At 61.0% G+C, this 12738-nt stretch carries 11 protein-coding genes and 1 riboswitch; of the genes, 5 read left to right on the forward strand and 6 right to left on the reverse strand.

The window, feature by feature from the left end; all coding sequences use genetic code 11:
• Positions 1 to 93: 93 nt before the first annotated feature.
• Positions 94 to 1983, reverse strand: coding sequence for a phosphomethylpyrimidine synthase ThiC (gene thiC / locus D882_RS0103885; RefSeq protein ID WP_027922015.1), 1890 nt, complete (start codon positions 1981 to 1983; stop codon positions 94 to 96).
• 168 nt (positions 1984 to 2151) lie between these two features.
• Positions 2152 to 2257: riboswitch (TPP riboswitch) on the reverse strand.
• A gap of 192 nt (positions 2258 to 2449) precedes the next feature.
• Here thiC and D882_RS0103890 point away from each other — a divergent pair.
• The gene (locus tag D882_RS0103890) at positions 2450 to 3889 is read left to right on the forward strand and encodes a TolC family outer membrane protein (protein WP_027922016.1); all 1440 of its coding nucleotides are present in this window, start codon (positions 2450 to 2452) and stop codon (positions 3887 to 3889) included.
• Between the two features lie 51 nt (positions 3890 to 3940).
• Here the strand turns inward: D882_RS0103890 and waaA are convergent, their stop codons facing one another.
• Complete coding sequence (gene waaA / locus D882_RS0103895; RefSeq protein WP_027922017.1) at positions 3941 to 5224, reverse strand: lipid IV(A) 3-deoxy-D-manno-octulosonic acid transferase; 1284 nt, start codon at positions 5222 to 5224, stop codon at positions 3941 to 3943.
• A gap of 11 nt (positions 5225 to 5235) precedes the next feature.
• Positions 5236 to 6132, reverse strand: coding sequence for a LysR family transcriptional regulator (locus D882_RS0103900; RefSeq protein ID WP_027922018.1), 897 nt, complete (start codon positions 6130 to 6132; stop codon positions 5236 to 5238).
• Positions 6133 to 6235: 103 nt separating this feature from the next.
• On the opposite strand from D882_RS0103900, the gene D882_RS0103905 reads away from it, so the two are divergent.
• From D882_RS0103905 to D882_RS0103920, 4 genes are all read left to right on the forward strand, one after another.
• A complete protein-coding gene (locus tag D882_RS0103905; RefSeq protein ID WP_015093202.1) occupies positions 6236 to 6568 on the forward strand; it encodes a multidrug efflux SMR transporter in 333 nt (110 codons plus the stop codon).
• A gap of 205 nt (positions 6569 to 6773) precedes the next feature.
• A complete protein-coding gene (locus tag D882_RS0103910; protein ID WP_027922019.1) occupies positions 6774 to 7949 on the forward strand; it encodes an FAD-binding oxidoreductase in 1176 nt (391 codons plus the stop codon).
• Entirely contained in the window at positions 7946 to 8758 is an 813-nt protein-coding gene (locus D882_RS0103915; protein ID WP_027922020.1) for an aldo/keto reductase, read from the forward strand. Before D882_RS0103910 ends, D882_RS0103915 begins: the two co-directional genes overlap by 4 nt.
• 32 nt (positions 8759 to 8790) lie before the next feature.
• The gene (locus D882_RS0103920; RefSeq protein WP_027922021.1) at positions 8791 to 9759 is read left to right on the forward strand and encodes a hypothetical protein; all 969 of its coding nucleotides are present in this window, start codon (positions 8791 to 8793) and stop codon (positions 9757 to 9759) included.
• Positions 9760 to 9820: 61 nt separating this feature from the next.
• Here the strand turns inward: D882_RS0103920 and hldE are convergent, their stop codons facing one another.
• From hldE to D882_RS0103935, 3 genes are all read right to left on the reverse strand, one after another.
• Entirely contained in the window at positions 9821 to 11245 is a 1425-nt protein-coding gene (hldE, locus tag D882_RS0103925) for a bifunctional D-glycero-beta-D-manno-heptose-7-phosphate kinase/D-glycero-beta-D-manno-heptose 1-phosphate adenylyltransferase HldE (RefSeq protein ID WP_027922022.1), read from the reverse strand.
• A gap of 102 nt (positions 11246 to 11347) precedes the next feature.
• Positions 11348 to 11953 (reverse strand): adenylyl-sulfate kinase, encoded by a 606-nt coding sequence (gene cysC / locus D882_RS0103930; protein WP_027922023.1) that lies wholly within the window; start codon positions 11951 to 11953, stop codon positions 11348 to 11350.
• Entirely contained in the window at positions 11946 to 12650 is a 705-nt protein-coding gene (locus D882_RS0103935) for a sulfotransferase family 2 domain-containing protein (RefSeq protein WP_027922024.1), read from the reverse strand. Before D882_RS0103935 ends, cysC begins: the two co-directional genes overlap by 8 nt.
• Positions 12651 to 12738 lie beyond the last annotated feature (88 nt).

Consider the following 12738-nt stretch of genomic DNA (forward strand, 5'->3'; position numbering starts at 1 on the left):
AATAAGAGCAGAGGCAAGTTCAAGCGGCAAGCTACAAGTTAGAAGCAATCCGCAATCCGCTTCTTCTTGCAGCTTGTCGCTTGTCGCTCGTGGCTAGATTTTCTTGTACAGCTGACTGCCTTCCTGCTTGAACCGTTCAGCCTGATCCGCCAATCCCTGGGCGACCTCGGCATCCACGGTTTCGATCCGCTGGTTGGCCGCGTACTCACGGACTTCCTGAGTGATCTTCATCGAGCAGAATTTCGGCCCGCACATGGAGCAGAAGTGCGCGACCTTGGCCGAATCCTTCGGCAGGGTTTCATCGTGATACGAACGGGCGGTGTCTGGATCCAGGCCAAGGTTGAACTGGTCTTCCCAACGGAATTCGAACCGCGCCTTGCTCAAGGCATTGTCGCGAATCTGCGCGCCCGGATGCCCCTTCGCCAGATCGGCGGCATGCGCGGCGATCTTGTAGGTGATGATCCCGGTCTTCACATCATCCTTGTTCGGCAGGCCCAAGTGTTCCTTCGGCGTCACGTAGCAGAGCATCGCGCAACCGAACCAGCCGATCATCGCTGCACCGATCCCGGAGGTGATGTGGTCGTAACCCGGCGCGATGTCGGTGGTCAGCGGGCCGAGGGTGTAGAACGGCGCCTCGTCACAGCACTCGAGCTGCTTGTCCATGTTTTCTTTGATCAACTGCATCGGCACATGGCCCGGGCCTTCGATCATGCACTGCACGTCGTGCTTCCAGGCGATCTTGGTCAGCTCGCCGAGGGTTTCCAGCTCACCGAATTGTGCGGCGTCATTGGCGTCGGCAATCGAGCCCGGACGCAGGCCATCGCCCAGCGAGAAGCTGACGTCGTAGGCCTTCATGATTTCGCAGATGTCTTCGAAATGGGTGTAGAGGAAGTTTTCCTTGTGGTGCGCCAGGCACCACTTGGCCATGATCGAACCGCCACGGGAAACGATACCGGTCACGCGCTTGGCGGTCAGCGGCACATAACGCAGCAACACGCCGGCGTGGATGGTGAAGTAGTCGACGCCCTGCTCGGCCTGTTCGATCAGCGTGTCGCGGAACAACTCCCAGGTCAGGTCTTCAGCGGCGCCGCCGACTTTTTCCAGGGCCTGATAAATCGGCACCGTACCGATCGGCACCGGCGAGTTGCGGATGATCCACTCACGGGTTTCGTGAATGTGTTTGCCGGTGGACAAATCCATGACCGTGTCCGAACCCCAGCGAATACCCCAGGTCAGTTTCGCCACTTCTTCTTCGATGGACGAACCCAGGGCGCTGTTGCCGATGTTGCCGTTGATCTTCACCAGGAAGTTACGGCCGATGATCATCGGTTCCAGTTCGGTGTGGTTGATGTTGGCCGGGATGATCGCGCGGCCACGGGCGATTTCGTCACGGACGAATTCGGGGGTGATGATCTTCGGCACGCTGGCGCCGAAGCTGTGGCCGGCGTGTTGCTGGTCCAGCAGGCCAGCGGCGCGAGCCACTTCCAGCTTCATGTTTTCGCGGATGGCGACGTATTCCATCTCGGCGGTGATGATGCCTTGGCGGGCATAGTGCATCTGGTTGACGTTGGCCCCGGCCTTGGCGCGGCGCGGGTTGTTGACGTGGGCGAAGCGCAGTTTGGTCAGTTCGGCATCGGCGAGGCGTTCCTGGCCGAAATTGGAGCTCAGGCCCGGCAGGCGTTCAGTGTCGCCACGGGACTCGATCCACGCAGAACGCACATCGGCCAGGCCTTTGCGCACGTCGATGATGACATTGGGGTCGGTGTACGGGCCCGAGGTGTCGTACACCACCACCGGTGCATTGATCTCGCCGCCAAAGTCGGTCGGCGTTACATCCAGGCTGATTTCGCGCATGGGCACGAGGATGTCGGGGCGCGAGCCCTGGACATAGATTTTTTGCGAGCGGGTAAACGGTTGAACCGACTGTTGATCGACTTGGGCCGAATCACTCAGGTTCATCGTATTTTTTGGTTTTATCGTCATCACGGGCTCTCCAGACAGCATCCAGGCAGTGGAATTTTGTCGGAGCGAACCTGTAACGAATGGACGCGACCAATCAGCAATAACAAAGCTGTTGGTGCTGTGCTCAGTGCTCGAGGGGTGTTCGATTGTCGAACAACATCCCGGACGAAGCACAAGAGGACTCGCCGGGTGACGAGAAATCTTGTTCCCTACGCAGGCGCTAACCTGATCAGGTTCAACGGGATCCGAAATTATTCGATCTCAGCCTCATAGCAAGGCACCCCGACAAGAACCCGGCCAGTCTAGACACAACTGACAAAGAACGCCAACACCGCGCAAACACCTCGATGAATGGCAGAATCAGGATTGTTGCCGCCCCATTGCACAACTACACTCGCTACGCCAAGCCATGCATTGACGTGGTACGTGCCGCGCCTTAGCCTTGGCGCTCAAATTACTTGTGTAATATTAATTCTAGGGAACGCCTATGCTGCGCAAACTTTCACTGGCCCTTGCCGTGTCTTGTGCGTCTTATGGAACGGGCTGGGCAGCAGAAGCGCCCTTATCGACCAAGAACGACCTGGTCAGCGTTTACCAGGAAGCAAAGGCCAACAACGCCGACCTCGCGGCGGCCATCGCGCAATATGGCGCGCAGAAAGAAGTCGTGCCTCAGGCTCGCGCCGGCCTGCTGCCCAATCTGTCAGGGGGGGCCGAAGTCGCCAGCGTGCGCACCGCGATCGACCAGCCTTCATCGACGGCCAATCGCAGCGCAAATTCGTATCAGGCTACCCTGGCGCAGCCGCTGTTCCGTGCTGATCGCTGGTTCCAGTTCCAGGCCGCCAAGGACGTCAACGAACAGGCGGCCCTGCAACTCTCGGCCACCGAGCAAAACCTGATCCTGCAATCGGCTGAAAGCTACTTCAACGTGCTGCGCACCCAGGACAACCTGGCGTCGACCAAGGCTGAAGAAGCCGCATTCAAACGCCAGCTCGACCAGTCCAACGAGCGTTTCGACGTCGGCCTGTCGGACAAGACCGACGTGCTCAACTCACAAGCCAGTTACGACACCGCACGCGCCAATCGGATCGTTGCGCAACGCCAGGTCGATGACGCGTTTGAAGCGCTGATCACCCTGACCAACCGTCAGTACAACTCAATTTGGGGCGTCGTCCATAGCCTGCCGATCCTGCCGCCGGCGCCGAACGACGCTAAAGCCTGGGTCGATACGGCCGCCCGCCAGAACCTGAATCTGCTGGCCAGCAACTACGCGGTCAGTGCCGCCGAAGAAACCCTCAAGCAGCGTAAGTCCGGTCACTTGCCGACGGTCGACGCGGTGGCGAAATACGAAAAAGGTGATAACGACGCACTGGGCTTCAGTAACCCGAACGCCTTTGGCCAACCGTACAGTGGCAACGTCGAGCAAACGACAGTGGGCCTGCAACTGAATATCCCGATCTACAGCGGCGGCCTGACCACCTCCCAGGTGCGTCAATCGTATGCGCAACTGGATCAGACCGAGCAGCAACGCGAAGCGCTGCGTCGGCAGATCGTCGAAAGCACCCGCAACCTGCACCGCGCGGTCAACACCGATGTGGATCAGGTACAGGCGCGCAAGCAGTCGATCATCTCCAACCAGAGTGCGGTGGAAGCGACTGAAATCGGCTATCAGGTAGGGACACGCAACATCGTCGACGTACTGGATGCGCAGCGCTCGCTGTACAACTCGGTACGCGACTACAACAACACCCGCTACGACTACATCCTCGACAACCTGCGCCTGAAGCAGCAGGCCGGCACGTTGAGCCCGGGGGATCTGGAAGACCTGAAGCGCTACCTCAAGGCCGACTACAACCCGGACAAGGACTTCCTGCCGCCGGATCTGGCGAAGGCTGCGGCTGCCCAGCTCAAGGCAAGACCCGGCGAGTAATACGTCATTATTCTGATGAGGGGGCTTGCCCCCTCTTCAGAAATGTCAGGCTCAGATCGGTCGGTTGATCAACCGCCCCAGCCCATCCAGCAATCGCTGCAACGCCCCCTGATTGCTGCGCATCACCTTCAGCCCCGCCTCAGCCATCCGCTGTGCATCGCGCGGCAATTCGAACAGCCGCTGCACCGCCAGCGCCAGACCTTCGGCATCCTCCACTTCCTGCAACGCCCCGGCACTGCGCAGCTGCGCGGCGATTTCGAGGAAGTTGAACAGGTGCGGGCCACTCAGTACCGGCTTGGCCAACGCGGCCGGTTCCAGCAGGTTATGCCCACCGTTCGGCACCAGGCTGCCCCCCACGAAAGCGGTATCTGCCAAGGCGTAGAGAAACAGCAACTCGCCCATGGTGTCGCCCACCAGCACCGACGTGGCCGAGGTCACCGGCTCGCTTGTGGAACGACGCAGCGTGGCGAAACCCTGCTGCTGACACAGCTCGAACACCGTGTTGAAACGCTCCGGATGGCGCGGCACCAGGATCAGCAACGCATCGGGATGATTGGCCAGTAACTGACGATGGGCCGCGAGGACCACTTCGTCTTCACCTTCATGGGTACTGGCGGCGATCCACACCGGCCGCTCAAGCGTCTGCCATTGCGTGCGCAGCTCGACGGCGCGTTGCAGCAATTGCGGGTCGATGGTCAGGTCGAACTTGATTGAGCCGGTGACTTCCACGGTTTCCGGACGCGCTCCCAAGTCACGAAAGCGCTGGGCCTCAGCCTCGGTCTGAACCGCGAACAGGCTCATCTCGGCGAGCATCGGCTGCGTCAGTTTGCGGAAGCGGCCATAACCCTTGGCCGAGCGCTCGGACAGTCGCGCATTGGCCAGCGCCACGGGAATCCCGCGCCTGGCGCATTGGTGAATATGGTTAGGCCAGAGTTCGGTTTCCATGATCACCGCCAGCGTTGGCCGGACCCGGTCGAGAAAACGCGCAGCGGCGCAGGGCAAATCGTAAGGCAGATAGCAGTGCTGAATGCGCGGTTCATTGGCGAACAACGCCTGGATGCGCTCGGACCCGGTCGGGGTCATGCAGGTCACGGTAATCGGCAGCTGTGGATAACGTTGCAGCAAGGCGCGGATCATCGGCGCCGCCGCGATGCTTTCGCCCACCGACACCGCGTGCACCCAGATACCGCCCGGCTTCATTACCGGCAGTGCGAGGGAGAACCGCTCGCCAATGCGTTTGGCATACGCCGGCGCCTTACGCGCCCGCAGCCACAGACGAATCGCTACCAGTGGCAGCCCCAGATAAAACAGCGCGGTATAGAGAGTTCTATTCATGGCGGCGGAGTTTATCGGCTTTTCTCGCCGATCGCCTGCAAGTGCTCGGCAAAACGTTCCGCCAGCCAACGAGCCGCCGGGCCCGGCGGTTCATCGCGACGCCACACCAACTCCACCACCAGCGCCGGCGGGGTCCATTCGCTGTCCAGTTCGACCATCAGGCCCTGGTACGCCGGGTATTGCACCACGTGCCGGGGCAACCAGGCCCAACCGAGGCCGCGCACCAGCCATTCGGCCATCACGTAGAAACTGTCGGCCCGCCAGACTTGCGGGCTGGCGGGCTCGCTGCCGGGGTAAACGCTGGACTGGGTCGACATCAGCAACTGCCGATGCTGCGCCAGCGCCTGACAATCAACGTGAGCCTGCTTCGCCAGTGGATGCCCGACGCCGCACACCGTGAGCATCTCGACGCTGCCCACCACTCGCCGCTCAAGGGCCTCGGGAATCTGGTCGTGATAAAACAGCAGCCCCAGATCAGCACGGCGCTCCACCAGTTTGCGCGCGACATCGCCCTGGGCGGCGCTGGTCAGCTGCACTTCGAGGCTGGGAAATTTTTCCGCCAGGGCTTCGAAGCTTTCGATGATCGGCTGATAGGGCATGGCTTCATCCTGAGCCACACGCAATCGAGCTTCCTGGCCGCGCATCATGGCCAGCGCGCGACCGTTGAGGCGCTCGCACTGGCGCAGCACTTCTCGCGCCTCTTCCAGCAAGGCATTACCGGCCTCGGTGAGTTTCGGCTGACGGCCGCTACTGCGATCGAACAGACTCACGCCCAGATCTTCTTCGAGCAGCGCAATCGAACTGCTGACCGCTGACTGCGCCTTGCGCTGATCACGTGCCACCGCAGAAAACGAACGATGCTCCGCTACGCTGACAAACAACCGCAGTTGCTCAAGATTCCATTGCATAGGCCAACCCATCTTTTTAGCAGATAGGTAATGACTTTACCGCATCTGAAGAGTCTCTAAAATGCCGACCTCAGAAAGCAACACTTCACACGAGGATGCACCCATGACCGCTTACTACTATCTGGCCATCGCCATCTGCGCCGAAGTGATCGCAACTGTTTCGATGAAAGCCGTCAAAGGTTTCAGCACGCCGCTGCCGCTGGTTCTGGTGATCGTCGGTTACGGCATTGCCTTCTGGATGCTGACCCTGGTAGTGCGCAGCGTTCCGGTGGGAGTTGCCTACGCAGTGTGGGCCGGCATGGGAATCGTGATGGTCAGCGTCGCGGCGCTGTTTATCTACGGGCAGAAGCTGGATGTGCCGGCGATGCTGGGGATGGCGTTGATCGTACTGGGTGTCGTGGTCATCCAACTGTTCTCAAAAACTGCCGGGCACTGATGCACCGCTTTTTGTAGCAGCTGCCGAAGGCTGCGTCCGACTGCGAAGCAGTTGTAAAAACTGACAATAGACATCTCAGACAGATCGAAGGCGAGGACTTCGGTCGAGCGCGACCCCGGCTCGAACGCAGCCTTCGGCAGCTGCTACATAGCGCTTGGCATGAATCTGTATACTGCGCCCTCGTCTTGAACACTGAGGTCGCCGCATGCCATCCGTTATTTCCACCGACGTTCTAATTGTCGGCGCTGGTGTCGCCGGCCTCTGGCTGAATGCGCGCCTGCGCCGCCAGGGTTTTTCGACCGTGCTGGTGGAAAGCGCCAGCCTCGGCGGCGGGCAGAGTGTGAAATCCCAGGGCATCATCCACGGCGGCGCCAAGTACGCGTTGCACGGCGCCCTGACCGGGGCATCGGAAGCGATTGCCGACATGCCGCGCCGCTGGCGTGAAGCGCTGGCGGGCGATGGCGAACTGGACCTGTCCGGCGTACGCCTGTTGTCCGAAGCGCACTATCTCTGGTCCCCCGGCACGCTCGCCGGCAACCTCACCAGTTTCTTCGCGAGCAAGGCCGTGCGCGGCCGTGTCGATCAGGTCAAGGGCGAGCAACTGCCGCCGGCCCTGCAAGACAAACGCTTCAAGGGCAAGGTTTATCGCCTGGCGGAATTGGTGGTCGACGTGCCAAGCCTGATCCAGCGCCTGGCCGTTCTGGCCGGTGATGGCCTGCTCGCCGCGCAGAAGATCGAGCCGCTGCTGGAAGGCAACGTGCTGGTCGGCCTGAAGGTCGATGAGCGCGAGATTCGTGCCCAGCGCATCGTCCTCAGCGCCGGTGCTGGCACCGCGGCATTGCTCGAAGCGCTGGGGTTGAGCCAGCCCGCCATGCAGCGTCGGCCGTTGCATATGATCATCGCCAAAGGCCCGGGCCTCAAACCGCTTTACGCCCATTGCCTGGGCGGCGGCACCAAACCGCGCCTGACCGTGACCACTCACCCGGCCGCCGACGGTCAGTGGGTCTGGTACATGGGGGGCGACATTGCCGAGGCTGAAGGCGTTGCCCGCGAACCTGCCGAGCAAATCGCCACGGCCCAGCAAGAGCTCGGGCAGTTGCTGCCATGGATCGACCTGAGCACCGCGCAATGGGCCACCTTGCGCGTGGACCGCGCCGAGCCGTTGCAATCGGGGCTCACCCGTCCCGACAACGCCTTCCTCGCCGAACAAGGTCGCCTGCTGGTGGGCTGGCCGACCAAACTGGCGCTGGCACCGGACTTCGCCGACCGGGTCATCGCCAGCCTGACGCGTGACGGCATCCAGCCGAGCCATCCAGAGCCTCTGCCGGAACTACCGAAACCGCCAATGGGCGTGCCGGCCTGGGAGCAACTGCTGCCATGAGCCAACCAACCCTGCACGATCTGCACCGCCCATTGGGCAGCACCGGCCTGCTGGTGTCGCCGCTGGGCCTGGGCACGGTCAAACTCGGCCGTGACCAGGGCGTGAAATATCCCAATGGTTTTCAGATTCCCGACGACGATGATGCACGCCGGTTGCTCAAACTCGCCCGCGACATGGGCATCAACCTGATCGACACCGCCCCGGCCTATGGCCGCAGCGAAGAACGCCTCGGCCCGCTATTGTGCGGCCAGCGTCAGGACTGGGTGATTGTCAGCAAGGTCGGCGAAGAGTTTTCCAATGGCCAGTCGAGCCACGATTTCAGTGCCGCCCACACCCGTCTTTCAGTGGAGCGCAGCCTGCAACGTCTGGAAACGGATTTTATCGACCTGGTGCTGGTGCACTCCGACGGCAACGATATGGCGATCCTCAATGACAGCGAGGTCTACGCGACCCTCGCCACGCTCAAGGCCGAAGGCAAGATTCGCGGTTTCGGTTTTTCCGGCAAAACCGTCGAAGGTGGTTTGAAGGCTCTGGAGCAAGGTGATTGCGCCATGGTCACCTACAATCTGAACGATCAGAACGAGAAGCCTGTCATTGACTATGCTGCTGCTCACGGCAAAGCCATTCTGGTCAAAAAAGCCCTCGCCAGCGGTCATGTGTGCCTGAGTCCAGGCGTGGACCCGGTGCGCGCCAGCTTCGAGTTGTTGTTTGAACATCCGGGTGTGGCCAGTGCTATTGTCGGGACCATTAATCCGCTGCACCTCGCCCACAACGTTGCGACCGTTGCCCAGGTCCTCCGTAGAAACTGATGCCGCCCACGCGGCCTTAAGCAGGAGCCGACATGCCGCGTACGCTCATTAGAAAGAACCCGAGCAACTTCAAGACCCTGCCGTTGTACGTCGAAGCGACTCCCGAAGGCTTGAGCTACCAGAGCGTCGGGATGCCGCTCAACTTTTCCCAGACCCTGCAACGTCGCCGTCCTGTGACGGTAGCCAGCACCGAGCGGTTTGCGCTGGAACTGGCCAACCTCGGGGTCTCGGTGCGCCTGACCCTGCATTGGCAGAATCGCGATTACTGGGTGTTGGTGCGCCAGCGTCGGCAAGACCGTGGCGACGTGGTGCTCAAGCTGATCTCCGGGTACGTACCGGCCCATGAACTGAACCTGCCGCTGCACACGGCGATTCAGGAAATTGCCGAAGAGTGCCTGCTGGAAACCCCGGAAGGCTGGCTCGGCGGGCGTTTTAATGACACGTGGTTGCCTGCGCCCTATGCCAGTGCCCTGCACTACCGCGAGGCGCTACCGTTTCGCCTGACGCCGTTGTCCGGTTCGGCGCGGCCGGTGCGGTGCGCCAACCTGCAACTGATCGAACGGCCACGGGCTTACGTGCATTTGCCCACCGCGTCGTTGCAACTGATCTATGACCTGCGCCTGGACGTGCCCAAGGAAGCCAAATCCCTGAGCCTGTTTCATGTCGATGAGCGCCTGGAAGGCGATCAACTGGTGGCCCGCCTCGACCGCAAGCGCCCGGATTTGTACCTGATGCCCTTGCAGGACGGCCAGCCGATGGCCGAGCTGTATACCTTGAAGAAGGATCAGCTCTACCCCGCGAGCACGCGCGGCTTGTTCCTGGCAGAGAGTTTTGCCCAACAGGAAGGCTGGGTGGTGCGTGATGAGCGGATTCGCTGGAAAGATTGGGTGCGCCAGCAGGGGCTGAGCCCGCCGGGGAAGGATTCGGGTCTGGCGCGATTACGCGGGAAGGCAAAGCAATTGCTGAAGAAAATCGTGCCGCATAAAAAAGTCAGCTCTTGATCGTTCCCACATTCTGCGTCCGTTGATCATTCCCACGCAGAGCGTGGGAATGATCAACGTCTCACTCGGATTGACGGATCTTATCGACAATCGCCGTTGTAGAGCTGTTCGCTACCAGCCCCAGCACTTTCACCGTCCCGCCATAAGCCGTCACGATGTCTGCGCCGACCACTTGGTCGATCCCGTAATCACCCCCCTTCACCAACACGTCCGGCTTGACCTCGCGCAACAGATTTTCCGGGGTGCCTTCAGGGAAGCTGATCACCCAATCCACTGCGCCCAAACCGGCCAGTACGGCCATGCGACGGTCGACGCTGTTGATCGGACGACCCGGCCCTTTCAGGCGGCTGACCGAAGCATCGTCATTGACCGCAACGATCAATCGATCGCCCTGGGCCCGTGCCTGCTCGAGGTAAGTCACGTGGCCGGCATGCAGAATGTCGAAGCAGCCATTGGTGAAGACAATCTTCTCTTTGTGCGCACGCGCATCGGCGACGGCCAGCAAGAGCTGCTCAAGGCCCAACACACCGCGCTCGGAACCCTCTTCGCGCTGGATGGCGCGGCGTAGTTCCGGGGCGCTGATGGCTGCGGTACCGAGTTTACCGACCACAATGCCCGCTGCCAGGTTGGCCAGGGCCACCGCATGGGGCAATTCTTCACCCGCGGCAATCGCCGCTGCCAAGGTAGAAATCACGGTATCGCCAGCACCGGTCACGTCGAACACTTCACGGGCACGGGCCGGCAGGTGCAGCGCCGGATGATCCGGACGCAGCAAGGTCATGCCGTGTTCGCCACGGGTCACCAGCAAGGCGCCGAGGTCGAGGTCGTGCATCAGCTGCGCGCCTTTGCTCACCAGTTCGTGCTCATCGGCGCAGCCACCGACGATGGTTTCGAACTCGCTGAGGTTCGGGGTGATCAGGCTCGCGCCACGGTAGATCGAGAAATCCTTGCCCTTGGGATCCGCCAGCACTGGAATGCCACGGGAACGGGCGGCCTGGATCAGCACCTGATGGTTTTTCAGGGCGCCTTTGCCGTAGTCGGACAGCACCAGCACCTTGATGCCTTCGAGCAGTTCATCGACTTGCTCGCCAAGCGCCAACGCGTCGGTGGCGAAGGGTTCTTCGAAGTCGATACGCAGCAATTGCTGGTGACGACTCATGACCCGCAGCTTGACGATGGTCGGCTGGTGCGCAATGCGCTGGAAAATAGCCCGGACGCCTGCGCCCTGGAGGCTATTGGCCAGGCTGTCGGCCGCTTCGTCGTCGCCGGTCACACCGACCAGCGAGGCAGGAGCACCGAGCGCGGCAATGTTCAACGCAACGTTGGCGGCACCGCCCGGGCGGTCCTCGATTTGCTCGACCTTGACCACCGGCACCGGCGCCTCAGGGGAAATCCGTGAGGTACCACCATGCCAGTAACGGTCGAGCATGACATCGCCGACCACCAAGACAGGGGCTTGATCGAATCGCGGCATGGACAACTTCATGGAGCAACCCACATACAAAATGAACAGGGGCGCGATATTACCACAGGGTTGGCGCTGGCTTGCGTGACGGCTGCAACGGGATGATTTGCCGGGTAAAACTGTTCATTTATTGAGCAGAAATGCCGATAACTGCCAGCAGGCGTCGGCCAGCCCCGTTTCGTCGGTGTCGATCTCACATTCGGCAGACAGCGGCGCCTCGTACGGGCTGTCGATGCCGGTGAAGTCCTTGACCCGCCCCTGCCGGGCCGCTTGATACAAGCCTTTGGGGTCGCGCTGCGCACACACTGCGAACGGCGTGCTCACATACACCTCAATGAAATCGCCTTCGGCGAACAAACGCCGGGCGGTTTCGCGCTCGGTACGAAAAGGCGAGATCGCCGCAACGATCACTATCAGCCCCGCATCCACCATCAATCGTGCCACCTCGGCCATGCGTCGGATATTTTCCCGGCGACAGTCAGCCCCCATCCCCAGATCACGGCACAAGCCGCCACGCAGGTTGTCACCATCCAGCAGAAAGGTGTGCAGCCCACGCTGATTGAGCTGAAGTTCAAGGGCATTGGCCAGCGTCGACTTGCCCGCCCCGGACAACCCGGTCAACCACAAGCAACGCGGCCGCTGGCATTTGATTGAGGCACGCGCCTCGTTCGACAGCGCCAGCGAGTAAGGCCTGACATCGGCAACTGACATCAACTGCGCTTTATTCATAGCCGAGCATCTCGTAGTCGCGCTGGTACGCCCGGCGTACCAACCGACGGGTACGCGCCGAGCAGAAATCACGGGCGCGCATCGGCTGTCGTTGCCGGGAGCTGTTAACGTGAGGCAGCACCAGCGAACACCCCAACTGCTCGCAGACCAGTTGAAAGTCCCGTTCCAGATGCTCCTGATACCCAACGAAGTCCAACGCCAGATGCCCCAGGGAGTCGGTGAGAAAATCCGTTTGCGCGGCGAAATGCAATTGCCGCTGGATCGTTTCCGGGTGCAGCCAGCGACCGACGAAATCGTCGAAGTCGCGGTAGTGGCTGACCAGTTTTTGCGCCGCATGATCGCGCCGGCCCAACTCGTTGCCCCGCAGAAACGCGTAGGCCGAATAAGCCCTTTCCAGAGGATCACGCACAAAGGCGAATTTGAAACTGGCCGCAAACTGCTCGGAAAACTGCTGCTCGTACCAGTACAACGGCAAGTGACCGGGGCTCCAATTGTCGAACATCGCTGCGCAGATGCTGCTCCCGGCACATTTGGGGACATGAATGTACAGACAGGAAAGCTGCTCGAAGGCTTGGGGAAAACGCACATTGGCCGACATCGATTTGTTCACCACCTGGCGGTCTACCACCGACAGGCGTCCCAGCAAAAATGCCCGCTGCGACTTGGGTAACAGCTTCCAGAGATAACGTTGCAGCATGGCAGTACCCGCGCGATGGGGATGGCCCCATCGATTGAAGTCAAAGGTCGTTCAGGAACCTTAACAAGCGAGTCGCACAGATTTATGC

This window comes from Pseudomonas sp. URMO17WK12:I12 (assembly GCF_000514395.1).
Classification (GTDB): Bacteria; Pseudomonadota; Gammaproteobacteria; order Pseudomonadales; family Pseudomonadaceae; genus Aquipseudomonas; species Aquipseudomonas mucoides.